The sequence below is a fragment of the Micromonospora sp. CB01531 genome (genome assembly GCF_001905095.1).
Taxonomy (GTDB): domain Bacteria; phylum Actinomycetota; class Actinomycetes; order Mycobacteriales; family Micromonosporaceae; genus Micromonospora.
On sequence record NZ_LWLS01000001.1, the window covers coordinates 401,711 to 425,821 of the forward strand.

At 73.8% G+C, this 24,111-nt stretch carries 16 protein-coding genes; 12 read left to right on the plus strand and 4 right to left on the minus strand.

The window, feature by feature from the left end; translation table 11 throughout:
* Nucleotides 1-51: 51 nt before the first annotated feature.
* Nucleotides 52-3,588 carry an ATP-binding cassette domain-containing protein gene (locus A6A27_RS01895; protein WP_073832562.1) on the plus strand — a complete coding sequence of 1,179 codons (3,537 nt, stop codon included), beginning with the start codon at nucleotides 52-54 and terminating at the stop codon, nucleotides 3,586-3,588.
* 123 nt (nucleotides 3,589-3,711) lie between these two features.
* Here A6A27_RS01895 and A6A27_RS01900 read toward each other — a convergent pair whose 3' ends face one another.
* From A6A27_RS01900 to A6A27_RS01915, 4 genes are all read right to left on the minus strand, one after another.
* Complete coding sequence (locus A6A27_RS01900; protein ID WP_073832563.1) at nucleotides 3,712-4,779, minus strand: NADH:flavin oxidoreductase/NADH oxidase; 1,068 nt, start codon at nucleotides 4,777-4,779, stop codon at nucleotides 3,712-3,714.
* A 61-nt stretch (nucleotides 4,780-4,840) separates the two neighbouring features.
* Nucleotides 4,841-6,133: a dicarboxylate/amino acid:cation symporter gene (locus A6A27_RS01905; protein WP_198940157.1), complete on the minus strand. Its 1,293-nt coding sequence runs from the start codon at nucleotides 6,131-6,133 to the stop codon at nucleotides 4,841-4,843.
* A 228-nt stretch (nucleotides 6,134-6,361) separates the two neighbouring features.
* Entirely contained in the window at nucleotides 6,362-6,982 is a 621-nt protein-coding gene (locus A6A27_RS01910; RefSeq protein WP_143193818.1) for a DUF998 domain-containing protein, read from the minus strand.
* Nucleotides 6,975-7,940: a glutathione S-transferase family protein gene (locus A6A27_RS01915; RefSeq protein ID WP_073832565.1), complete on the minus strand. Its 966-nt coding sequence runs from the start codon at nucleotides 7,938-7,940 to the stop codon at nucleotides 6,975-6,977. The genes A6A27_RS01910 and A6A27_RS01915 overlap by 8 nt, the downstream gene beginning before the upstream one ends.
* A gap of 105 nt (nucleotides 7,941-8,045) precedes the next feature.
* Between A6A27_RS01915 and pcaF the strand changes: the two genes are divergently transcribed.
* The 11 genes from pcaF to A6A27_RS01970 all read left to right on the plus strand — a co-directional run bounded on the left by pcaF (nucleotide 8,046) and on the right by A6A27_RS01970 (nucleotide 24,100).
* A complete protein-coding gene (pcaF, locus tag A6A27_RS01920) occupies nucleotides 8,046-9,251 on the plus strand; it encodes a 3-oxoadipyl-CoA thiolase (protein WP_073832566.1) in 1,206 nt (401 codons plus the stop codon).
* A 216-nt stretch (nucleotides 9,252-9,467) separates the two neighbouring features.
* Nucleotides 9,468-10,286 carry an SAM-dependent methyltransferase gene (locus A6A27_RS01925; RefSeq protein ID WP_073832567.1) on the plus strand — a complete coding sequence of 273 codons (819 nt, stop codon included), beginning with the start codon at nucleotides 9,468-9,470 and terminating at the stop codon, nucleotides 10,284-10,286.
* 6 nt (nucleotides 10,287-10,292) lie between these two features.
* The gene (locus tag A6A27_RS01930) at nucleotides 10,293-12,452 is read left to right on the plus strand and encodes a putative bifunctional diguanylate cyclase/phosphodiesterase (protein ID WP_073832568.1); all 2,160 of its coding nucleotides are present in this window, start codon (nucleotides 10,293-10,295) and stop codon (nucleotides 12,450-12,452) included.
* A 46-nt stretch (nucleotides 12,453-12,498) separates the two neighbouring features.
* Complete coding sequence (locus A6A27_RS01935) at nucleotides 12,499-12,999, plus strand: DUF456 domain-containing protein (RefSeq protein WP_073832569.1); 501 nt, start codon at nucleotides 12,499-12,501, stop codon at nucleotides 12,997-12,999.
* A gap of 386 nt (nucleotides 13,000-13,385) precedes the next feature.
* Nucleotides 13,386-14,963 (plus strand): amino acid permease, encoded by a 1,578-nt coding sequence (locus A6A27_RS01940; RefSeq protein WP_073832570.1) that lies wholly within the window; start codon nucleotides 13,386-13,388, stop codon nucleotides 14,961-14,963.
* A 62-nt stretch (nucleotides 14,964-15,025) separates the two neighbouring features.
* A complete protein-coding gene (locus A6A27_RS01945; RefSeq protein ID WP_083672369.1) occupies nucleotides 15,026-15,832 on the plus strand; it encodes a FadR/GntR family transcriptional regulator in 807 nt (268 codons plus the stop codon).
* A 64-nt stretch (nucleotides 15,833-15,896) separates the two neighbouring features.
* Nucleotides 15,897-17,261 (plus strand): glutamine synthetase family protein, encoded by a 1,365-nt coding sequence (locus A6A27_RS01950; RefSeq protein WP_073832572.1) that lies wholly within the window; start codon nucleotides 15,897-15,899, stop codon nucleotides 17,259-17,261.
* 28 nt (nucleotides 17,262-17,289) lie between these two features.
* Nucleotides 17,290-18,645 (plus strand): aldehyde dehydrogenase family protein, encoded by a 1,356-nt coding sequence (locus A6A27_RS01955; protein ID WP_073832713.1) that lies wholly within the window; start codon nucleotides 17,290-17,292, stop codon nucleotides 18,643-18,645.
* A 5-nt stretch (nucleotides 18,646-18,650) separates the two neighbouring features.
* A complete protein-coding gene (locus A6A27_RS01960; protein WP_073832573.1) occupies nucleotides 18,651-19,418 on the plus strand; it encodes a 3-oxoacyl-ACP reductase in 768 nt (255 codons plus the stop codon).
* 115 nt (nucleotides 19,419-19,533) lie between these two features.
* Complete coding sequence (locus A6A27_RS01965; protein WP_073832574.1) at nucleotides 19,534-20,238, plus strand: gamma-glutamyl-gamma-aminobutyrate hydrolase family protein; 705 nt, start codon at nucleotides 19,534-19,536, stop codon at nucleotides 20,236-20,238.
* Between the two features lie 208 nt (nucleotides 20,239-20,446).
* On the plus strand, nucleotides 20,447-24,100 hold the full coding sequence (locus tag A6A27_RS01970) for a SpoIIE family protein phosphatase (RefSeq protein ID WP_073832575.1): 3,654 nt from the start codon (nucleotides 20,447-20,449) through the stop codon (nucleotides 24,098-24,100).
* Nucleotides 24,101-24,111: the final 11 nt, after the last annotated feature.

Below are 24,111 nucleotides of genomic sequence, written 5' to 3' on the forward strand. Positions count from 1 at the left end.
CCGGAAGGCTGGGATCACCGCCCCCACCGACCCGAGTCCGGAGGACTGTCCATGCGCCTGCTCCGAGATCTCTGGGCCACCGCACCCCGCCGCATGGCCCTCGTGGGGTTCCTGACCGTCCTCGGCGCCGGCGGTCAGGCGGCCGCCTCCGCGCTGGCCGGCCCGGTCCTCGTACAACGGTCGTCCGGCTGGTTCGTCCTGCTGGCCGTCGCGCTGGTCGCCGCCGTCGTCAGCGACCTGGTGATCGGGCTGGTGATGGCCCGGGTCACCGCGGACTGGTCGGCCGACGTACGCCGCCGGCTCTGCCGGGTGGCCCTCGGGCAGGACCTGCCCACCCTGGAGACCACCCCGGTCGGCGAGCTGCTCGACCGCATCGACAACGACGTCTACCAGGTCGCCTCCGAGCTGCGGAACACCGGCGTACGGCTCGCCCAGGGGCTGGCGGTCTGCCTGCTGGCCACGGTGAGCGCGCTCTTCGTCTGGTGGCCCGCCGGGGTCGGCATGGTGGTGCTGACCGCGCTGCTCGGCGTGCTGCTGCGCCGGCCGACCGCCCGCATCGGCCCGGCCCGGATGGCCGAGGAGGAGGCCTGGTCCGATCTCGCCGCGGTGATGGAGGAGGCCGTCCACGGCCAGGACGACGTACGGACCAGCCTCGCCCAGCCGTACGTGCTGCGGCTGTACGCCCGGCGCGCCGCCGAGGTGCTGGCCCGCGGCAAGCGGGTGTTCCTCATGTCCGCGAAGGTCACCACCGTCGCCGGCGGGGGGATCCGCGCCGGCATCGCCGCCGTCGTCCTCGCCGGGGCGTGGGCGCTCACCACCGGCCGGGTGGACGGCACCCGGCTCACCGCGATCTGGTTGCTCGCCCTCGCCTTCGGGGCCACCGTCGAGCACATCGCCCGCTGGGTGCCGCACCTGCAGTACGCGCTCGGCGCGTGGGCCCGCGTGCAGCTGCTCTCCGACGCCCGTCAGGAACCCGTCGGCGGCGTCGCCCCGGCTGGGGGCGACCTCACCGTGCGGGGGCTCACCTTCCGCTACCCCGCCACCTCGGAGGCCGAGCGTGGCCCGGCGCTGCGCGACGTGCGACTCACCTTCGCCCGTGGCCGGTCCTACGCCCTGGTGGGGCGGACCGGGTCGGGCAAGTCGACCCTTGCCAAGGTGCTCACCCGGGCGGTGGAGGTGCCTCGCGGCACCGTCTTCCTCGGCGACACCGACCTGATGGACCTCGACGTGGAGCGGCTGCGGCAGTGGATCGCCGTGGTGCCGCAGCGCACCGAGATCCTGGCCGGCACGCTCGCCGAGAACGTCGCCCTCTTCGACCCCGACCTGCTCGACGAAGCGCCCCGGGCGCTGGATGAGCTGGGGCTGGGCGGCTGGGTCGCCGAGCTGCCCGACGGGGTGCACACCAGGCTCGGGGAGGGCGGGCAGGCGCTCTCCGCCGGGCAGGAGCAGCTCGTGGCGTTCGCCCGGATCCTGGTCCGGGATCCGCAGGTGGTGATCCTCGATGAGGCCACCGCCCGGCTCGACCCGGTCACCGAGAACCGGGTGCGCCAGGCCACCGAGCGGCTGCTCGCCGGCCGGATCGGCATCATCATCGCGCACCGGCTCTCCTCAGTGCGCCGCTGCGACGAGGTCGTGGTGATGGGTGACGGTGCGGTGCTGGAGGCCGGCCCGCTGCGCGAGTCGGAACGCTTCGCCGAACTGCTGGCACACAGCCATGCCGGCGCGTACGCCGCCGCGACCGCGGGACGCGGTGGGGTGGACCTGCTGCCCGCGCCGGCCGGCGAGTGGGACGACGAGCCGGTGGCGACGGTCACGCCGGCACCGGCCGAGCGACCGGTGGCGACTCTCGCGCCGGCACCGGCCGAGCGACCGGTGGCCGTACCGAAGACCGACCCGCCGCCGGTACCACCCGCACCGCCCGCGCGCACCATGCGCGAGATCCTCAGGTTGGGCCTGAACGATCCCCGCTACGGCCTGGCCTCGGTCGCCATGTTCGTCGTCATGCTGCTGCTCGGCCTCGACGGCTCGATCCTGCCCTGGCTGTGGGCGGACGTCGTCGACGGCGGCGACCCGTGGCTGCCGGCGCTCGGCATCGCCGCCGCGCTGCTGCTGATCCTGCCCCTGCCGTTCCTCACCAACCTGCGGTTTCCGCAGTGGTGGGTCCGGCAGATGCTGCGTATCAGCGCGCGCCTGGTGCACGGGCAGACCGGACCGCGCCGGGTCAGCGGGCACACCCCGGCGGAGGTGGTGGCCCAGGGCGGCGACACCGACCGGGTGGTGCAGCTCGCCGACAACCTGATGGACCAGTTCATCGCCCTGGCGCTGCTGGTGAGCATGGTCGCGGTGACCGGCAGCGTGGTGCCCGGGCTGTTCTTCGTGGGCACGATGGTGGTCTCCGGCCTGGCCGCGACGCTTTTCGGCCCCCGGCTGGAACGCACCGCCCGGGGCACGGTGAAGGCGCGGGCGGCGTTCGCGACCGCCCTGGTCTCCTCGCTGTCGGCGGCCCGTACGGTGAAGCTGGCCGGTGCCACCCGCCCGGTGCTGGACCACCTCGCCCGGCTGGATGTCGTCCGCAGCGACCGGCAGCGCCGGGAGATCGCCATGCAGGTGTGGGCGCGGTCCACTCCGTCGATGGCCAGTGGGCTGCTGCCGATCGGGGCGTGGGCGCTCTACCTGACCGGCGGCCTCTCCGCCGGCGGTGTGCTGGTGGCCGTCTCCACCCTCGGCGCGGCCCGCTGGTTCGCGTGGACCACCGCCTCGCTGGTGTCCCACTACCCGTCGGCCCGGGTGTGGACCCGACGGACCGTGGCGATGGCCGGGGTGGCCGCGTACTCGGCGACGGTGCCGGGCGTGGACATCGCGGCCGGCACCGCCCCGGCCCCGGTGCCTGCGGCCCGGCGGCCGCTGCGCCGGCTGGAGCTGGCCGGGTTCGGCGCGCTGCACACCGACGGCACCCTCGCCGTCCGCGACGTCGACCTCACCGTCGACCGGGGGCAGTTGGTGCTGGTGGTCGGGCCGGTCGGATCCGGCAAGTCGTCGCTGCTGCGGGCCCTCGCCGGGATCGTGCACCACACCGGCGCGCTGCGCTGGAACGGCGAGCCGGTGACCGAGCCGGAACTGTTCCTCCGCCCCAACCAGGTCGGCTACGTCGGTCAGCTGCCCCGGGTGCTCTCCGGCACCGTGGCCGACAACATCGCGCTCGGGCACGAGGTGGACGCCGCCGAGGCGGTGTCGACCGCCCAGCTCGACCACGACCTGGCCGCCGCCGGCGGTGGGCTCGGGCTGCTCATCGGGCACAAGGGCACCCGGCTCTCCGGTGGGCAGCTCCAGCGGCTGGCGCTGGCCCGGGCGCTGGCGCCGCGTACCGAGCTGCTGGTCGCCGACGACGTGTCGTCCGCGCTGGACGTCACCACCGAGCTGGCGCTCTGGGCGGCACTGCGGGAGCACGGCGTGACCGTGGTCGGGTCGACCGCCAAACGGGCCGCGTTGGTCCGGGCGGACCACGTCGTGGTGCTGGTCGACGGGGCGGTGGTGGCGCAGGGGCCGTGGCGCGACCTGGAAACCGACTGGGGCCACCTGGCGGGCTGACCACCGCCCGGTTCGCCGTTTCCGGTGATCATGAGGTGAGCGGGGACGAAAGGGGTGAATCGCCCCGCCAGCCTCATGATCGACCTGGACCCGACCGGCGTGGCCGGGGGCTGGCGGGGTGGGTCAGAAGGCGCGGGTGTACTGGTTCGGCCAGTCGGGGGTGGCGCCGAGCTTGGCGGCGGCGCGGCGGGGCCAGTACGGGTCGCGCAGCAGCTCCCGGCCGAGCATCACCAGATCGGCCTCGCCGCCGGCGACGATCTGCTCAGCCTGCTCCGGCTCGACGATCAGGCCGACCGCGCCGGTGGGCACGCCCGCGTCGCGGCGGATCCGGGCGGCCAGCGGCACCTGGTAGCCGGGGCCGACCGGGATGCTCGCCCCGGCCGAGGCGCCCCCGGACGAGGCGTCCACCAGGTCCACCCCGGCGGCGGCCAGCTCGCCGGCGAGCACCACGCTGTCCTCGACGGTCCAGCCGCCGTCCACCCAGTCGGTGGCGGAGATCCGGGTGAGCACCGGCACCGCCGCACCGACGGTGGCGCGGACCGCCCGGGCCACCTCCAGGGTGAGCCGCATCCGGCCGGCCCGGTCGCCGCCGTACGCGTCGTCCCGCCGGTTGGTCAGCGGGGAGAGGAACTCGTGCAGCAGGTAGCCGTGCGCGGCGTGGATCTCCACGGCGTGGAAGCCGGCGTCCAGCGCCCGCCCGGCGGCGACGGCGAACGCCTCGACCACCCGGGCGATCCCGGCCTCGTCGAGCGCGGCCGGCCGCCGGTGATCGGGCAGGAACGGCTCGCTGCCGGGGCCGACCGGCGTCCAGCCGCCCTCGGCGTCCGGCACGCCACCCCGGTGCGCGGCCCACGGCCGGTACGTCGACGCCTTGAACCCGGCGTGCGCCAGCTGCACGGCCGGCACCGCCCCCTGCCCGGTGAGGAACGCGGTGATCGGCCGCCACGCGTCGACGTGCGCGCCGGACCACAGCCCGGTGTCCTGGGGGCTGATCCGCCCCTCGGGCACCACGGCGGTGGCCTCGGTGATGATCAGCCCGACCCCGCCGACGGCGCGGGAGCCGAGGTGGATCCGGTGCCAGTCGGTGGGCAGGCCATCCGGGCCGGCGCTGTACTGGCACATCGGCGCCATGGCGACCCGGTTGGGCAGGGTGACGCCGCGCAGGGCGAGCGGGGTGAACAGGGCACTCATGTCGGGATCCTCCAACGACATGCAGAGGGGCCCCGGGTGGGGCCCCTCTGCGTCAGCGGTGTCAGGCGGGGACGGGGACGAGCCGCTCCGCGGGACGGTCGGCCTCGTCCACGTCCACCAGGTCGCGCTTGCCGGCCGAGTCGTACGCCGCCCGGTCGAGGGTGCCCTCGCGGGCGGCCACGATGGTCGGCACGAGCGCCTGCCCGGCCACGTTGGTGGCGGTGCGGATCATGTCGAGGATCGGGTCGATCGCCAGCAGCAGGCCGGCACCGGCGAGCGGCAGGCCCAGCGTGCTCAGGGTCAGGGTGAGCATGACGATCGCGCCGGTCAGGCCGGCCGTGGCGGCCGAACCGACCACCGAGACGAAGGCGATCAGCAGGTAGTCGGTGACGCCCAGGTGCACCCCGAAGACCTGCGCCACGAAGATCGCGGCCAGGGCCGGGTAGATGGCGGCGCAGCCGTCCATCTTCGTGGTGGCGCCGAACGGCACCGCGAAGGAGGCGTACTCGCGGGGGACGCCGAGCCGCTCGACCGAGCGCTGGGTCACCGGCATGGTGCCCACCGAGGAGCGGGAGACGAAGGCCAGCTCGATGGCGGGCCAGGCGCCGGCGAAGAAGCGCAGCGGGTTGAGCCGGCCCGCGCCCACCAGCAGCAGCGGGTAGACCACGAAGAGCACGATCGCGCAGCCGACGTAGACGGCGGTGGTGAACTTGGCGAGCGGGGCCAGCAGGTCCCAGCCGTACGAGGCGACCGCGTTGCCGATCAGGCCGAGCGTGCCGAGCGGGGCGAGCCGGATGACCCACCACAGCGCCTTCTGCACGATGGCCAGCAGCGACCGGTTGAGCGCCACGAACGGCTCGGCGGCCTCGCCGATCAGCATCGCGGCGGCGCCCACCACCAGGGCGAGGAAGACGATCTGGAGGACGTTGCCCTCCACGAAGGCGCCGATCGGGTTGGTCGGGACGATGCCGGTAAGGAAGTCGGTCCACGAGCCGGTCCGCTTCGGCGCGGCGGCGCCGGCCAGGTCGAGCGTGACGCCCTTGCCCGGGTCGGTGAGCAGGCCGATGCCGATGCCGAGGCTCACCGCGATCAGCGCGGTGATGCCGAACCAGAGCAGCGTCTTCAGCGCCAGCCGGGCCGCGTTGGCCACGCCGCGCAGGCTGACCACGCTGACCACGATGGCGGTGAAGACCAGCGGCGGCACGGCCAGCTTGAGGAGCTGGACGAAGAGGTGGCCGACCGTGTCGAGGGTGCTGGTCAGCCAGCTGACGTCGTTGGCGCGGGCGACGAAGCCGAGCACCACGCCGAGCACGAGGCCGAGCAGGATCTGCAGGGAAAAGGGGACTTTGCGCAGGGCGGAAGCCATGAGGATGCGTCCAAGTCTGAAGAGGGGCGGTCAGGGCAGCGTCAGGAACGAGGCTGCGCCGGACAGACGCCGCTGGCCTGCCGTCGAAGGTCGACGTACAGGCGCTCGGTGAGGTGCCAGACGTTGGTCATCGCCTGCGGATGCTACTCCCAGCCGGTCCACAGGCGGAAGGATCGACCGCCGTGATGCTCCTTACAGGCAGAGTTCACCCGTTCGTCACGGTCGGCGGGACAGCCCCAGGGCGGTGGCCGTGGCCAGGCCCCAGGCGGCGGCCACCGCCAGCAGCAGTCGCTCCAGCACCCCCACCAGTTCGCCGCGGCCCACCGCCAGCATGGCCAGCGCGATCGCCCCCGAGAGCGGCAGGGCCAGCGCCGCGCCGGCTCCGGCGATCCGGCGCAGCGGCCGGCCCGCCGCCGGGGCGGGCACCAGCGCCAGCATCGCGAAGATCACCGCGGCCGTGGCCGCCACGCTGGCCCCGCCGTGCACCAGGTCCGCCACGGTGGCGGCCTCGAACGGCGGCAGCGGGCAGCCGGCGCTGCAGGTCACCGCGCCGGAGAGCACCGTGCAGGTCCCGCCGGCGGCGAGCAGCACCGCCGCCGTCCGCAGCGCCGGCGGCAGCGCCACCGCGAGCAGCAGCAGCGCCGCCGCCAGGGCGAAGATCCCGATCCGGTACGCCCCGGCGTACCCGCTGTCGGTGACGCCGGCCTCGCTGACGTACCCGGTCAGGCCCGGCCCGGGCCCGGCGACCACGGCGACCGTCACGGCGACCGTGCCGGCCACGACGCAGCCGGCGGCGGCCGACGCGGCGGCGGCCCGGGCGACGCCGGGATCAGCCACGCCCGTGCGGCGTGGTCCAGCCGTGCAGGTCCGGACCGAGCGGCACGATCCGGGTCGGGTTGATCATGTCGTGGGTGGCGTAGTAGTGCCGCTTGATGTGGTCGAAGTCCACCGTCTCGCCGAAGCCCGGGGTCTGGAACAGGTCCCGGGCGTACGCCCAGAGTACCGGCATCTCGGTCAGCTTCTGCCGGTTGCACTTGAAGTGCCCGTGGTACGCCACGTCGAAGCGGACCAGCGTGGTGAACAGCCGCACGTCCGCCTCGGTGATCTGGTCGCCCATCAGGTAGCGGCGCCCGGACAGCCGCTCCGACAGCGCGTCGAGGCGGGCGAAGAGCGCCATGTACGCCTCGTCGTACGCCTCCTGCGAGGTGGCGAAGCCGCACCGGTAGACGCCGTTGTTGACGTCCCGGTGGATCTTCGCCATCAGGGCGTCCAGCTCCGGGCGCAGCTCGACCGGGTAGAGGTCCGGCGCGCCCGGCTTGTGGAACCGCCGCCACTCGGTGGACAAGTCCAGGGTGAGCTGCGGGTAGTCGTTGGTCACCACCCGGCCGGTCAGCGTGTCGATCAGCGCCGGCACGGTCACCCGGCCGGTGTAGTCCGGGTCGGTGGCCAGGTACGCGTCGGAGAGGAAGCTGATCCCCAGCACCGGGTCGAAGCCGTCCGGGTCGAGCGCGAACCGCCAGCCCCGCTCGTCCCGGATGGGGTCGACCGTGCCCAGCGAGATCACGTCCTCCAGCCCGAGCAGGTTGCGCACGATCCGGGCCCGGTGCGCCCACGGGCAGGCCCGGCACCAGATGAGCCGGTACCGGCCGGCCTCCAGGGGCCAGCGGTCCTGGTCGTCGGGGCCGCCGCCCTCCGGGGAGGTGGAGTGCGGGGTGACCCGACCGGTGAACCGGTTGGGCTGGCGGACGAACTCACCGCTGCGGGTGCTCTCTGCGCTGAACTGGGCCCGGGCCATGCCGTCAACCTATCCGTTACGGGCGCGGATATCCTGGCGCCGGACGTCCCCGGTACCCGGCGGGCGCCCCCGCCAGCCCCTTCCACCCCCGAAGGACGCAGCACGATGACCGTGGCATACCTCGTGGCCGGAGTCCGCACCCCGATCGGCCGGTACGCCGGCGCCCTCGCCGGGGTACGCCCCGACGACCTGGCCGCGCACGTGATCCGCGAACTGGTCGCCCGGCACCCGGCCGTGGACTGGGCCCGCACCGACGACGTGCTCCTCGGCTGCGCCAACCAGGCCGGCGAGGACAACCGCAACGTGGCCCGGATGGCGGCGCTGCTCGGCGGGCTGCCCGAGGAGGTTCCGGGCAGCACGGTCAACCGGCTCTGCGGCTCCGGCCTGGACGCCCTCGCCACCGCGGCCCGCGCGATCGTCGCGGGGGAGGCCGACCTGGTGGTCGCCGGCGGGGTGGAGAGCATGAGCCGGGCGCCGTTCGTCATGCCGAAGGCGACCACCCCGTTCTCCCGCACCGCCGAGGTGTACGACACCACCATCGGCTGGCGGCTGGTCAACCCGCTGATGGAGCGGGGCTGGGGCATCGACTCGATGCCGGAGACGGCGGAGAACGTCGCCGCCGAGTACGGCGTCGACCGGGCGGCGCAGGACGAGTTCGCGTTCCGCTCCCAGCAGCGGGCCGCCAAGGCGCAGGCCGACGGCCGGCTGGCCGAGGAGATCGTGCCGGTGACGGTGCCGGCCGGCCGGCGCGAGACGAAGCTGGTCGAGGTCGACGAGCACCCCCGGGAGACCTCGCTGGAGAAGCTCGCCGCGCTGCCCACCCCGTTCCGCGAGCGCGGCACGGTGACCGCCGGCAACTCGTCCGGCGTCAACGACGGCGCGGTGGCCCTGCTGGTCGCCTCCGAGGCCGCCGTCTTCCGGTACGGCCTCACCCCGCTGGCCCGGGTGAGCGGCGCGGCGGCGGCCGGCGTACCACCTCGGATCATGGGCGTCGGCCCGGTGCCGGCCACCCGCAAGCTGCTGGACCGGCACGGCCTCGGCCTGGCCGACCTCGACGTGATCGAGCTGAACGAGGCGTTCGCCGCCCAGTCCGTGGCGGTGCTGCGCGAGCTGGGGCTGCCCGAGGACGCCGAGCACGTCAACCCGAACGGCGGCGCCATCGCCCTGGGCCACCCGCTGGGTGCCAGCGGTGCCCGGCTGGCGCTCACCGCCGCGCTGGAGCTGCGCCGCCGGGGCGGCCGGCGGGCCCTCGCCACCATGTGCATCGGCGTCGGGCAGGGCATCTCGCTGCTGCTGGAGTCGGCCGCCTGAGCCGTGGTCCGCCCGGCGCGCCCCCGCGGGCCGGGCGGTCGGCTCCGGCACCGGCGGTCGGCCGGTCCAGGCCGTCGACTGTGGATCTCCCGTACCTGGTGCTCGGCGCATAGAGTGGTCAGGACGACACGATCCCGCGGGTCGGCCGGTGTCCCTTCCGAGTGCCCGGGCGCCGGACGTTCCCGCACACGCGGAGACGACCTGGGGGGCCGAGCGATGCAGACGCCGGACGGACCACCCGCCGAGATCGACCTGACCCGGCCCAGCGCGGCCCGGGTCTACGACTACTTCCTCGGTGGCGCGCACAACTTCGAGATCGACCGGCAACTCGCCGAGCAGATCGCCGGCATGACCCCGCACCTGCCCGCCACCATGCGCGCGGGCCGGGAGTTCCTGCGCCGGGCGGTCCGGGTGCTGCTCGACGCCGGCATCGACCAGTTCCTCGACATCGGGTCGGGCATCCCCACCGTCGGCAACGTGCACGAGGTCGCCCAGGCGGCCAACCCCGAGGCCCGGATCGTCTACGTCGACATCGACCCGGTCGCCGTGGCACACAGCCAGGAACTGCTGGCCGGCAACGATCGGGCGGTCGCCGTCCGGGCCGACCTGCGCGACCCGAAGCGGATCCTGGACGAGGCCCGGTCCAGCACGCTGATCGACTTCGACCGTCCGCTCGGCATCCTGCTCGCCGGGGTGGTCCACTTCATCCACGACGCCGACCGGCCCGCCGACATCCTGGCCACCCTGCGGGCTGCCGCCGCACCGGGCAGCTACCTGGTCATCTCCCACTCCACCTTCGAGGACCAGCCGCAGGAGATGCTCGACGCGCAGCGGTTGTCGGCGCGTACCGCCACCGAGATCACGCTCCGCTCGCGGGCCGAGGTCACCGACTTCTTCGGCGACTGGACCATCCTTGAGCCGGGCGTGGTGCACATGCCGCTGTGGCGACCCGACTCGCCGTCCGACGTGGACGAGCACCCCGAGCGGTTCGGGGCGTTCGGCGGCGTCGCCCGGTACGACCGGCCCGCCGGCTGAGCCGACATGAGCGCCCCCGACGGGGACGACCTCAGCCGGCCGGGTGCCGCCGCGTACGCCGCCGAGTGGGCCCGGGCGGTGCGGCGGCTCGGGTTCGTGCCGATGAGCGCGGCCGAGACCGAGCGCCTGCTGCTGGCGCATGCCGTACGCCTGGGCCGGGCGCTGCGCGCCCCGACCTTCTCCGCCGAGGCGGGGGAGGAGGTGGGGCGGGCCCTGGTGGAGGCGCACTTCACCGAGCCGGGGGTGCTGGACTGGTCGGTCCGCGCCCTCGGTGACCGGTTCCTGCCCTCGGTGCTGCCGGCCCGCGCCGAGCTGCCCGAGGCACGGGACCGGGTCGCCGCGTTGCAGGGTGCGCTCGCCGCCGGCTTCGCTCGGGCGCTGCGCGACCGCACCTTCTACCAGCAGGAGCGGATCGCCCGCTCGGCCTGGCAGGCCCGGGACGCGGTGGAACAGGCCCTGCGGGACAGCGAGGCCCGGTTCCGCACGGTCTTCGTCGGCGCGGCCATCGGAATCGGCATCGCCGGGGTGGACGGGCGGATCATCGACGTCAACGAGTCGTTCGCGGACATGCTCGGCTACTCCGTCGCCGAGCTGCGCCAGATCAACGTGGCCGCGCTCTTCCACGCCGACGACGCGGCCGGCATGTGGGAGCTATACCAGGAGCTGATCGAGGGGAAGCGGGACAGCGCCCGGGTGGAGAAGCGCTACCACCGCAAGGACGGCAGCGTCGTCTGGACCGACCTGGCCGTCTCCCTGATCCGGTACGACGACGGCCGCCCCCGGTTCACCGTCGCCATGATCGAGGACATCACCGAGCGGCACGAGCTCCAGCAGCGGCTGCGTTTCCAGGCGCTGCACGACCCGCTCACCGGCCTGCCCAACCGCACGCTCTTCTTCGAGCGGTTGGGTGAGGTCTTCGACCGGGCCGGCCCGGAGGAGCGGGTCGGGCTCTGCTTCCTCGACCTGGACGGCTTCAAGGCGATCAACGACAGCCTCGGCCACGACCTCGGTGACCGGCTGCTCAAGGTCATCGCCTGGCGGCTGTCCGACTGCGTGGCCGGCCGCGGCCACCTGGTGGCCCGGATGGGCGGCGACGAGTTCGTCATCCTGGTCGACTCCGGCGGCGGCCTCGACGATGCGGTGGAGGTGGCCGAACTGGCCCTGGCCGCGGTGTCCGCCCCGGTCCAGGTCGGGACCCAGCAGCTCGCCGTCTCGGCCAGCATCGGCATCGTCGAGTGCCCGGTCGAGGAGACCAGCGTCTCCGAGCTGATGAAGGCGGCCGACACCACCCTCTACTGGGCCAAGGCCGAGGGGCGGGGCCGCTGGGCGGTCTACGACCCGGAGCGCAGCGCCGCGGACATCGCCCGCTCGGCGCTGGCCGCGAGCCTGCCCGCCGCCCTGGACCGGGGCGAGTTCGTGCTGCACTACCAGCCCATCGTGTCGCTGCTCGACGGGTCCATGGTGGCGGTGGAGGCGTTGGTCCGCTGGCAGCACCCGGAGCTGGGGCTGATCGGCCCGGACCGGTTCATCGGGCTGGCCGAGGAGACCGGCCTGATCGTGCGCCTGGGCGCCTGGGTGCTGAGGCAGGCGTGCCGGGACGCGGAGGGCTGGCGGCGGGCGTATCCGGACGCGCGGCTGGTGGTCAGCGTCAACCTGGCCGCCCGGCAGGCCGACGATCCGGCGATCGTGGAGACCGTCGCCGAGGCCCTGCAGCACACCGGGCTCCCCGCCGAGCTGCTGCAGCTGGAGCTGACCGAGAGCGCCGTGATGGGCAGTGGCGGCGAGCCGCTGCGCGCCCTGCACCAGCTCGCCGACCTCGGCGTACGGCTGGCCATCGACGACTTCGGCACCGGGTACTCGAACCTGGCGTACCTGCGGCGGCTGCCGATCCACTGCCTGAAGCTGGCCGGCCCGTTCGTGGAGGGGATCCGGGCCGACGGGGCCGACGCCGCCGCCGACCACCGGGACGAGCGGATCGTCGACGCGTTGGTCCGGCTGGCCCACGCGGTGGAACTCTGGGTGACCGCCGAGGCGGTGGAGACGGAGGCGCAGGCGGAGCGGCTGCGGGCGCTGCGCTGCGACAACGGGCAGGGCCGCTGGTTCGGCGCGCCGGTCCCGGCCGAGCACATCCGCCGCCGGCTGGCCGGTGAGGAGGAGGCGGCGTGACCGGCTCGCCGCCGGTCGGGCCCGCCGGCGGAGCGAGGGAGGCGGCGTGGACCTGACCGACACGCAGGCGTTGGTCTCGGTGCTGGCCGGCCTGGCGATCCTGGCCGGGCTGGCCGGGGTGGTGGTGCCCGGGCTGCCGGCGCTGCCGCTGTGCTGGGGCGGGGTGCTGGTGTGGGCGCTCTTCGGCGACGCCGGCCCGGGCCGCTGGGCGGTGCTCGCCGCCGCCACCGTGGTCGCCGTCGGCGGTGGGGTCGTCAAGTATCTCTGGCCGGGGCGGAACCTGAAGCGGACCGGGGTGCCCACCTCGTCCCTGCTGGCCGGGGGCCTGCTCGGGCTGGTCGGGTTCTTCGTGATTCCGGTGGTCGGCCTGCCGATCGGCTTCGTGGGCGGGGTCTGGGGCGCCGAGCGGCTGCGACTGGGCAGCAACCAGCTCGCCTGGCCGGCCACCGTGCAGGCGCTCAAGGCCGCCGGGCTGTCCATGCTGATCGAGTTCCTGTCCGGGCTGGTCATCGCGGCGCTCTGGGTCGCCGGGCTGCTGTTCGCCTGATCGGCCGGGCCGGTCGACGTCGCCGATCCGGGCTGGTATTCACGGCGGGCAGGCCGGGTGCGACGGCGCGGGCGTCCGGGGGTACGGCGAACCGCCGTACATCAGTGAGAGAGAGGTGGACGCCGCGCGCCGTCGCGGTCCGGGCGTTGCCGAGCGCCCGGCGTTGGGCCCGTCGCGATCGGGCCTGGTCACTGGCTCAAGGATGCCGTCGGCGCCCCCGGGCGGCAACGCATTTCGCGCGCCTCGGGCTGGGGGCATCGATTAATGGTCTGGTCCTGGCTGAATTTTCGGTCGATCTCCATTGACCTGGTTGCGGGTGGAGGCTCATCATCCCGTCAGGCGGTGACGCAGGTCACAGTCTTCACCCCCGTCCAAGGGAGACACCGATGAGCTCAACGATTGAGGACGGAGTACCCCCGCCTTCCCCGGTCTCGGACGAGGAACGGCTCGCGCAGCTGGGATACAAACAGGAGCTGCGCCGAAAGCTGTCCGGCTTCTCCAACTTCGCGGTCTCGTTCTCCATCATCTCGATCCTGGCCGGCGCGATCACGTCGTACGGCATCGCGATGACGGCGGGCGGCCCGCTGGCGATCACCCTGGGCTGGCTCTTCGTCGGCGTCATGGTGATCTTCGTCGCGCTGGCCATGGCCGAGATCTGCTCGGTCTATCCCACCGCCGGGGCCCTCTACTGGTGGGCCGCCGCGCTCGCCAAGCGGAACAAGGCGGTCTGGGCCTGGTTCGTCGGCTGGTTCAACTTCCTCGGCGAGGTGGCGGTGACCGCCGCGATCGACTTCGGTGCGGCCATCACCACCTCCGCCTTCCTGAGTCTCGCCTTCGACATGGAGGTGACCGCGGGACGCACCTTCCTCATCTTCCTGGTGATCATCATCGCGCACGGCCTGCTCAACACCTTCGGCGTCAACCTCGTGCGGCTGCTCTCGGACATCAGCGCCTGGTGGCACCTCGCCGGCGTCGCGGTCATCGTGATCGCCCTCGCGTTCGTGCCGGACCAGCACAAGCCCATCTCCGAGGTCTTCCTGGAGGTGCGCAACGAGACCGGCTTCACCTTCGCCGGCGCGGCCGGCTACGCGGTGCTCATCGGACTCCTGATGGCGCAGTACACCTACACCGGGTACGACGCCAGCGCCCACGTGGCGGAGGAGACCCACGACGCCGCCCGCTCCGCGCCCCGCGGCATCGTGATGTCGGTCGTGGTCTCGGTCCTCGCGGGCTTCGTGCTCCTGTTCGCCATCACCTGGTCCATCCAGGACTACGAGGCCGAGCGGACGACCGCGCTGGGCCTGCCCCCGGCGCAGATCTTCATCGACGCGGTGGGGCAGGACCTCGGCACGTTCCTGCTCTTCATCTGCGTGGTCGCCCAGTTCTTCTGCGGCATGGCATCGGTGACGGCGAACTCCCGGATGGCCTACGCGTTCAGCCGGGACGGGGCGTTGCCCGGCTCCGGGATCTGGAAGCGGGTCAACCAGCGCACGGGCACCCCGACCAACTCGATCTGGCTCTGCGTCACCTGCTCCACCCTGCTCGTCCTGCCGTCGCTCTGGAACACCACCGCCTACCTCGCCGCCACGTCCATCGCGGTGATCGGCCTCTACATCGCGTACGTGGCCCCGGTCTTCCTGCGCCGGCGCACGACGGACTTCCGGATCGGCCCGTGGAACCTGGGTCGGTGGAGCGCGCCGGTCGGGTGGATCGCCATCGTCTGGGTCGCGGTCATCTGCGTCCTGTTCGTGCTGCCCACCAGCAGCCCCGTCACCGCCAGCACGTTCAACTACACGATCGTCGCGGTCGGCGTCGTGCTCGGCGGTGCCTGGCTCTGGTGGGTGCTCAGCGCCCGGCGCTGGTTCACCGGCCCTCGCCACAACGTGGCCGATCCGGTGATCCCCAGGCCGGCGACGGGCGCCGAGCCCGTCACCGAGCCGAGCACCGAGTCGGCCACCGAGTAGGTTGCCCGGGTGGCGGGTGCTCGGTGGGTGCCCGCCACCCGCGTCAAGGGGAAGGGGCGGCGATGCCGATCGATGCCGGGACTGCCGAGCCGGGGGGCACCGCCGCCGGGGGGCCGGGCGGTGCCGGGACATCGACTCCGGAAGCCGTACCGGCCTTTCCGGTGTGGCGCCCGGTGCGCGGCGGCAACGCCTTCGAGATCACCGTCGCCCGGCTCGTCCAGGCGATCAAGCTGGGCCTGGTCCGGGTCGGCGAGCGGCTGCCCGCCGAGCGGGAGCTGGCCGAGCGGCTGCAGGTCAGCCGGGTGACCCTGCGGGAGGCGATAGCGGCGCTGCGCGAGGCCGGCTATCTCGAGTCCCGCCGCGGGCGTACCGGTGGGACCTTCGTCCGCTCGGCGCTGCCCGTACCCGGTGCCGGCGACGGGCGTCCGGACGCGGGGGAGTTGGCCCGCGAGATGGGCGACCGGCTGCCCGACGCGCTCGACTTCCGGCGGGTGCTGGAGTCGGGTGCCGCGGGCCTGGCCGCCAACCGCAGCCTGCCGGCGGTCGAGCGGCAGCACCTGGTCGCCGCCCTGACCGCCTCCCGCGACCGCGACCCGGTCCACCGGCGGGTCGCGGACTCCCGGTTGCACCTGGCGATCGCCGCGGCCGGCGGCTCCCCGTCGCTGGCCGCGGCCGTCGCCGACGTGCAGTTGACCCTCGACCGGCTCCTCGCCGCGATCCCGGTGATCCCCCGAAACCTCGACCACTCCGACGTCCAGCACACCCGGATCGTCGACGCGATCCTGGCGGGCGACCCGAATGGCGCCCGGGTGGTGATGGAGGAACACTGCGACGCCACGGCGGAGTTGCTGCGCGGTCTGCTCGGGTAAGTGAGAGCCGCCCATTGACGGATTCAAAGGTTCGGTAGTAGACCTTTCTCATGGAGGCGCGCCGATGAGGAAAGCCCCGCTCACGCTGGAACAACTCCGGGTCGCGGTCGCCGATGGCGAGCTCGACACGGTGGTGCTGGCCCTGGCCGACATGCAGGGCCGGCTGCAGGGCAAACGCTTCCACGCCCCCTACTTTCTCGACCAGGTGGTCGCGGACGGCAGCGAGGGCTGCAACTACCTGCTCGCCGTCGACGTCGACATGAACACCGTCGACGGGTACGCGATGTCCAGCTGGGAACGCGGCTACGGCGACTTCGCGCTGAAGCCCGACCTGGACACCCTGCGCCGGATGCCGTGGCAGCCGGGCAGCGCCCTGCTCCTGGCCGACCTGGAGTGGCTGGACGGCACCGGCCCGGTGGTCGCCTCGCCCCGGCAGATCCTGCGCCGGCAGCTCGACCGGCTGGCCGGGCACGGGCTGACCGCGTACGCCGGGACCGAGCTGGAGTTCGTGCTGTTCCGGGACTCGTACGAGGCGGCGTGGCGGCGCGGCTACCGCGACCTGACCCCGGCCAACCAGTACAACGTGGACTACTCGCTGCTCGGCACCGCCCGGGTGGAGCCGCTGCTGCGCCGGATCCGCACCGAGATGGCCGGGGCGGGACTGACCCCGGAGAGCGCCAAGGGCGAGTGCAACCTCGGCCAGCACGAGATCGCCTTCCGCTACGACGAGGCGCTGGCCTGCGCCGACCACCACGTCATCTACAAGAACGGGGCGAAGGAGATCGCCGCCCAGGAGGGCATGTCGATCACCTTCATGGCGAAGCCGAACGCGCGGGAGGGCAACTCCTGCCACGTCCACTTCTCGCTGCGCGACGCCGCCGGCCGCTCGGCGCTGCTCGGGGACGGGCCGGCGCACCTCAGCGTGACCGGGCGGCGGGTGCTGGCCGGGCTGCTCGCCACGATGCGGGAGTTCAGCCTCTTCTTCGCCCCCAACGTCAACTCCTACAAGCGCTACCAGCCGGGCTCCTTCGCCCCGACCGCGCTGCGCTGGGGCACCGACAACCGCACCTGCGCGCTGCGGCTGGTCGGGCACGGCCAGGGCATGCGGGTGGAGAACCGGGTGCCCGGCGCGGACGTCAACCCGTACCTGGCGATCGCCGCACTGGTGGCCGGCGCGGTCTACGGCATCGAGCGGGAGCTGGAGTTGGGCGAGGAGTGCACCGGCAACGCGTACGACGACGGGACCGCGGCACGGGTGCCGGGGACGCTGCGCGACGCGCTCGTCCTCTGGGAGTCCTCCGAGGTGGCCCGGGACGCCTTCGGCACCGAGGTGGTCGCCCACTACGCCAACCAGGCCCGGGTCGAGCTGACCGCCTTCGACGCCGCCGTGACCGACTGGGAACTGGTCCGTGGCTTCGAACGGCTATGACCGGCCGGACGTCCAGGAGGAGGGCACGTTGACCGAGGTGCGGAACCCGGCGACCGGGGCGGTGCTGCGCGAGGTGCCGGCCACCTCGCCGGCCGAGACCGACGCGGCGATCGCCCGGGCGGCCCGGGCGTACGAGTCGTGGCGGGCGGTGGCGCCCGGCGACCGGGCGCGGCTGCTGCGGCGGTTCGCCGCGGTGGTGGACGCGCACCTGGCGGAGCTGGCGTCGCTGGAGGTCCGCAACGCGGGCCACACCATCGGCAACGCCCGCTGGGAGGCGGCCAACGTCCGGGACGTCCTCGACTACTACGCCGGCGCGCCGGAGCGGCTGACCGGGCGGCAGATCCCGGTGCCCGGCGGGTTGGACGTCACCTTCCACGAACCGCTCGGCGTGGTCGGCGTGATCGTGCCGTGGAACTTCCCGATGCCGATCGCCGGCTGGGGCTTCGCGCCGGCTCTCGCCGCCGGCAACACGGTCGTGCTCAAGCCGGCCGAGCTGACCCCGCTCACCGCGCTGCGCCTGGCCGACCTCGCGCTGGAGGCCGGGCTCCCGGCGGGTGTGTTCACCGTTCTGCCCGGTCAGGGGAGTGTGGTGGGCGAGCGGTTCGTCACCCATCCGGCGGTGCGCAAGGTCTGCTTCACCGGCTCCACCGAGGTCGGTACCCGGATCATGGCCGGCTGTGCCGCCCAGGTGAAGCGGGTGACGCTGGAGCTGGGCGGGAAGTCCGCCAACCTGGTCTTCGCCGACGCCGACATCGAGAAGGCGGCGGCCACCGCGCCGTACGCGGTCTTCGACAACGCCGGCCAGGACTGCTGCGCCCGCTCGCGGATCCTGGTCCAGCGCCCGGTGTACGACCGCTTTCTGGAGCTGCTCGAACCGGCCGTGCGCGCGTTCCGGGTCGAGGACCCGGCCGCCGAGAGCGCCGCGATGGGGCCGCTGATCTCCGCCGGACACCGGGACCGGGTCGCCGGGTACGTCGACGGGGCGAAGGTGGCCTTCACCGGCTCCCGCCCCGACGGCCCGGGCTGGTGGTACGCCCCGACCGTGCTGCTCGCCGAATCCCCGGCCGACCGGCACTGGCGCGAGGAGGTGTTCGGCCCGGTGGTCTCGGTGCTGTCCTTCGACGACGAGGCGGACGCGATCCGGCTCGCCAACGACACCGAGTACGGCCTGTCCGGGTCGATCTGGACCCGGGACGTGGGCCGGGCGGTCCGGGTGGCCCGGGCGGTGGAGTCCGGCAACCTCAGCGTGAACTCGCACTCCTCGGTCCGCTACTGGACCCCGTTCGGCGGCATGAAGCGCTCCGGGCTCGGCCGGGAACTTGGCCCGGACGCGCTGCACGCCTTCACCGACGTCAAGAACGTGTTCATCTCGACAGAGGAGTGACCGCAGTGCAGGGACGGCTTCAGGCCCGGGTCGCGGTGGTGACCGGAGCGGGCAGTGGGATCGGGCTGGCCACCGTGCGGCGGTTCGCCGCCGAGGGGGCGCGGGTGGTCTGCGTCGACATCGACCCCGAAGCGGGCAAGCGGGCCGCCGACGAGGTGGGCGGCGAGTTCGTCGCCTGCGACGTGGCCGACGAGGCGTCGGTCCGGGACCTCTTCGACGGGGTGGCCGAGCGGCACGGCCGGGTCGACGTCGCGTTCAACAACGCCGGCATCTCCCCGCCGGACGACGACTCCATCCTGGACACCGGGCTGGACGCCTGGGAGCGGGTGCTGCGGGTCAACACCACGAGCGTCTACCTGTGCTGCAAGTACGTCATCCCGCACATGCGCCGCCAGGGCAAGGGCTCGATCATCAACACCGCCTCGTTCGTGGCGTTGATGGGCGCGGCGACCTCGCAGATCGCGTACACCGCGAGCAAGGGCGGGGTGCTCGCGATGACCCGGGAGCTGGGCGTGCAGTTCGCCCGGGAGGGGATCCGGGTCAACGCGCTCTGCCCCGGCCCGATCGCCACGCCGCTGCTGCTGGAGCTGTTCGCCAAGGATCCGGAGCGGGCGGCCCGCCGGCTGGTGCACGTGCCGATGGGCCGGTTCGGCGACCCGACGGAGATCGCCGCCGCGGTGGCCTTCCTGGCCAGCGACGACGCCTCGTTCATGACGGCCGCGCAGTTCGTGGTGGACGGCGGGATCACCGGCGCCTACGTGACACCAGTGTGAGCGCGAGGAGTGAGCCGGGTTTGCGAGCCCCGCAGTCGCGAACGAAGGTGGCGCTGTGAGCGCGAGGAGTGAGCCGGGTTTGCGAGCCCCGCAGTCGCGAACGAAAGGCGGCCCGGTGAGCCGGCCGATCATCGGGATAACCGCGTACGTCGAGCCGGCCGGCTGGGCGGTGTGGCGGGACGTCCCGGCGGCGCTGGTGCCGCAGGCGTACGTCCGGGCGGTGACCGCCGCCGGCGGCCGCGCCGTGGTGCTGCCCCCGGACGACGCGGACGCGGACGTGCTGCGGGTCCTCGACGGGCTGCTGCTGGCCGGCGGCGCGGACGTCGGCCCGGAGCGGTACGGCCAGCCGCCCGACCCGCGTACCGAGAGCCGGCCGGACCGGGACGCCGGCGAGCTGGGCCTGCTGACCGCCGCACTCGCCGCCGACGTGCCGGTGCTCGGCGTGTGCCGGGGCATGCAGCTGCTCGCGATCGCCCACGGCGGCGCCTTGCACCAGCACCTGCCGGACGTGGTCGGCCACGACGGGCACCGGCCGGCGCCCGGGGTGTACGGCGTCCATCCGGTCCGGTTCGCCCCGGGCAGCCTGGCCGCGGCGGTGATGGGCGGGGTGGACCGGGTCAACTCGTACCACCACCAGGGGGTGGCCGACCCGGGCAGCCTGACCGCCACCGGCTGGGCCGACGACGGGGTCGTGGAGGCCGTCGAGGACCCGGGGCGGCGCTTCCTGCTCGGGGTGCAGTGGCATCCGGAGAACGACAAGGATCCCTGGCCGGTGGCCGCCCTGGTCCGCGCCGCCACCGGCGAACCAGTGTCCATGTGACTCAGATCACCGACCCCGCCGGTCGTCCTGGGTGATCCGCGTCCGGCCCGACTCGCCGTTGACCGCTGGTTAGGCCAGGATGAGGCGTAGGTAACCAGCGTCCCGGGTCGGGCCTGCGTTTAGCTTGCTCCTCCGCCTGGGTAGGAGGCGGGGACGGCCGGCGGAGTCTGCGCCGGCCGTCGTGGACATGGCCGGAGCGGGAGGCTGCATGGGCTCGGCCCAGGGGGGCGAGGACCGGGACCACGCGTCCTCGGGGGCAGTCGCGGCGCGGTTCCCACCGCTGTTGGCCGCGGCGTTCGCCGCGGGCGGTGAGATGGGCGCGCGGCTGGGTGCCTTCGAGTGGTCCGGCAGCCCGATCGGCACCCCGGACAGCTGGCCTCCGGCGCTCCGGCACGCCGTCAGCATGATGCTCTCGTCCCGGGCCCAGATCGCGATGTTCTGGGGCGAGGACCACCGCGCCTTCTACAACGACGCCTACCGGCCGACCATCGGCGACAAGCATCCGGCGGCGATCGGGCAGCCCGCCCGCGAGCACTGGGTGGAGACCTGGGACGTCCTCGGAACGCTGCTGGAGGGGGTACGCCGCACCGGCGAGCCGTACCGCGGTGAGAACCATCCCTTCGTGCTGGACCGGCACGGCTTCCTGGAGGACGTGTACTTCGACGTCTCGTACGATCCGATCCGGGACGCCGACGGCACCGTCAGCGGCGTTTTCTGCTTCGTCAACGAGACCACCGGCCGGGTGCTCGGCGAGCGCCGGCTGCGTGCGCTGGCCGAGCTGGGCAGCCGGCTCGCCGACGTGCAGAGCACGGCGGAACTGGGCCGGTCCGCCGCCCGGGTGCTCGGCGCGCACCGGCCGGACGTGCCGTTCGGCGCGATCTGGGTGACCGACGGGGACGGCGCGCCGACGCTGGCCGGCCACACCGGAGTCGACCCGGGCCGCCTCGCCGGTGGCCCGCCGGAGCCCGCCGCCGACGGCGCCGCCCGCGCGGTGTCCGTCGCGGACCTGCTCGGCGAGGTGCCGCCCGACGCCGCCGAGCACGCCCTGGTGCTGCCGCTCACCGCCACCAACGAGCCGGCCGGCGTGCTGCTGCTCGGGCTGGCCCGCCGGCTGCCGTTCGGCGACGACTACCGCGACTTCGTTGACCTGGTCGCCGCTCAGATCTCCCGCGCGCTCGGCAACCAGCGGGCGTACGCGCAGGAGCGGGCCCGAGGCGCCGAGCTGGCTGCGCTGGACCGCGCCAAGACCAGCTTCTTCGCCAACGTCAGTCACGAGTTCCGCACCCCGCTCACCCTGGTCCTCGGCCCGCTGGAGGACCTGCTCGCCGACCCGGGGCTGCCCGCGGCGTACACCGAGCGGCTGAGCATGACGCACCGCAACGCGCTGCGGCTGCTCAAACTGGTCAACACCGTGCTCGACTTCTCGCGGCTGGAGTCCGGCCGGATGACCGCCCACTACCAGCCCACCGACCTGGCCGACTACACCTCCCGGCTGGCCAGCACCTTCCGCTCGGCCACCGAACGGGCCGGACTGCGGCTGGTGGTGGACTGCCCGCCGCTGCCCGCGCCGGTCCACCTCGACCGGGACATGTGGGAGAAGATCGTCCTCAACCTGGTCTCCAACGCGGTCAAGTTCACCTTCGAGGGTGAGATCCGGGTCCGGGTCCGCCCCGGCGACGGCGTCGCCGTGCTGACGGTGGCCGACACCGGCGTCGGCATCGCGCCGGAGGAGCTGCCGCAGGTCTTCGAGCGGTTCCACCGGGTGCCCGGCGTGCGCGCCCGCACCCACGAGGGCACCGGCATCGGCCTCGCCCTGGTCCGCGAGCTGGTGGAGATGCACGGCGGGACGGTGCAGGCGGACAGCGTCGTGGAGCAGGGCACCACGTTCACCGTGACCGTCCCGTTCGGGTACGCCCACCTGCCCGCCGACCGGGTGGCCGCCCGCGCCACGGCGCCGCTGGGCGAGCCCGAACAGGCCCGGCTGCATGTCGCCGAGACCGCACTCTGGACCGACGAGATGACCGTGCCCGCCGGCCCGCCGCAGCTGGCCGAGGTGCCCGCCGGGGCAGGCCGGATCCTGCTCGCCGACGACAACGCCGACCTGCGCGAGCACGTCAGCCGGCTGCTTTCCGCCTCGTACGAGGTGGTCGCCGTCCCGGACGGCGCGGCGGCGCTGCGACTGGCCGTCGAGTCCCCGTTCGACTTGGTGCTGGCCGACGTGATGATGCCCCGGCTGGACGGTTACGGGCTGGTCAGCGCGTTGCGGGCCAACCCGGTCACCCGGCACGTGCCGATCGTGCTGCTCTCCGCCCGGGCCGGCTCGGCCGAGGAGGTCGCCGGGCTCTCGGTCGGTGCCGACGACTACCTGACCAAGCCCTTCTCCAGCCAGGAGCTGATCGCCCGGGTCCGGGCCAACGTCGAGCTGGGCCAGCTGCGTGGGCAGATCATCCGCCGGCTGCGGGCCCTCGCCGACGCGGCCGTGGCGGTCAACACCGCCCGCTCCACGGCCGAGGTGGTGCAGGTCGCCGCCCGGCACGCGCTCAGCCTCGCCGAGGCCGCCCGGGTGGCGGTCACCGCCACCGGCGCCCGGTACGAGGCCGACGGCGGCGGCGAGACGAGCACCGAACCGTCAGCCGTCCTGCCGCTGACCGGCACCAGCGGTGTGCGGCTCGGCGAGCTGCGGGTGTGGCGCCGGGAGGGCGGCGGCACCGAACAGGCCGCGCTCACCGAGCTGGCTCGGCTGATCGGCGTACGGCTGGAGAACGCCCAGCTCTACGAGGCCGAGCACCGGATCGCCACCACCCTCCAGCACAGCCTGCTGCCGCGTACCCTGCCGCAGTTGCCGGGCGCGGTGGTGGCCAGCCGCTACCTGCCCGGCAGCGCCGAGGTCGAGGTGGGCGGCGACTGGTACGACGTGATCGGCACGTCCGACGACGAGCTGGTGCTGGTGATCGGCGACGTGATGGGCAAGGGCGTCCGGGCCGCCGCCGCGATGGGCCAGCTCCGCAACGCGCTGCGGGCGTACGTGCTGGAGGGCTACGGCCCGGGGCAGGCGCTGACCCGGCTGAACCGCCTGGTCGGTTCCACCGAGGGCGGCTCCTTCGCCACCGTGGTCTGCCTCTGGTTCTCCCCGCGCACCGGCCGGCTGCGGTACGCCAGCGCGGGTCATCCGGCACCCCTGGTGATCCGCGGGGACGACGTGTCGTACCTGCACGACCGGGCCCTCGGGCCGCCGGTCGGCGCGATGCCGCAGGCCGAGTACCGGACCGTCGAGGGCCAGTTGGCCCCCGGCGGCCGGCTGCTGCTCTACACCGACGGGCTGATCGAGGACCGGCAGCTCGGCATCGACGCCGGGCTCGGGCGGCTCCGGCTGGACGCCACCACCCGGGGCGAGCACGTGGCCGATCTGGTCGACGCGGTGGTCCAGCGGGTCGCCGAGCGTACCCGGCACGACGACGTGGCCGTGCTCGCGCTGGAGGCGACCGAGCTGAACCGGTTCGTGCTGCGGCTGCCCGCCGAACCGACCCGGCTCAGCGTGCTGCGCAAGCGGCTGGAGGACTTCCTGGTCGCCCACCACGTCGGCGAGACCGACCTGTTCGACCTCACCGTGGCGATCTCCGAGGCCGCCGCGAACGCCATCGAGCACCCGGTGTCGCCGACCGAGCCGGTGATCGGCGTCGAGGTGATGATCGAGGACCGTACGGTGACGGCCACCGTGCGGGACAGCGGGCGGTGGCGGGAGTCCACCGGGTCGAGTTTCCGCGGCCGGGGGCTGGCGCTGATCCAGGCGCTCGGTGAGCTGACCGTGACCCGGTCCGGGGCGGGCACCGAGGTGACGCTGCGCCGCCGGCTGGCGGACTGACGGCCGTCCGA

What these genes read in the sequence shown, in the direction of transcription:
- A6A27_RS01895 (WP_073832562.1), top strand. Translation starts at nt 52, where the DNA reads ATGCGCCTGCTCCGAGATCTCTGGGCCACCGCACCCCGCCGCATGGCC.
- A6A27_RS01900 (WP_073832563.1), bottom strand. Translation starts at nt 4,779, where the DNA reads ATGAGTGCCCTGTTCACCCCGCTCGCCCTGCGCGGCGTCACCCTGCCC.
- A6A27_RS01915 (WP_073832565.1), bottom strand. Translation starts at nt 7,940, where the DNA reads ATGGCCCGGGCCCAGTTCAGCGCAGAGAGCACCCGCAGCGGTGAGTTC.
- pcaF (WP_073832566.1), top strand. Translation starts at nt 8,046, where the DNA reads ATGACCGTGGCATACCTCGTGGCCGGAGTCCGCACCCCGATCGGCCGG.
- A6A27_RS01925 (WP_073832567.1), top strand. Translation starts at nt 9,468, where the DNA reads ATGCAGACGCCGGACGGACCACCCGCCGAGATCGACCTGACCCGGCCC.
- A6A27_RS01930 (WP_073832568.1), top strand. Translation starts at nt 10,293, where the DNA reads ATGAGCGCCCCCGACGGGGACGACCTCAGCCGGCCGGGTGCCGCCGCG.
- A6A27_RS01940 (WP_073832570.1), top strand. Translation starts at nt 13,386, where the DNA reads ATGAGCTCAACGATTGAGGACGGAGTACCCCCGCCTTCCCCGGTCTCG.
- A6A27_RS01945 (WP_083672369.1), top strand. Translation starts at nt 15,026, where the DNA reads ATGCCGATCGATGCCGGGACTGCCGAGCCGGGGGGCACCGCCGCCGGG.
- A6A27_RS01950 (WP_073832572.1), top strand. Translation starts at nt 15,897, where the DNA reads ATGAGGAAAGCCCCGCTCACGCTGGAACAACTCCGGGTCGCGGTCGCC.
- A6A27_RS01970 (WP_073832575.1), top strand. Translation starts at nt 20,447, where the DNA reads ATGGGCTCGGCCCAGGGGGGCGAGGACCGGGACCACGCGTCCTCGGGG.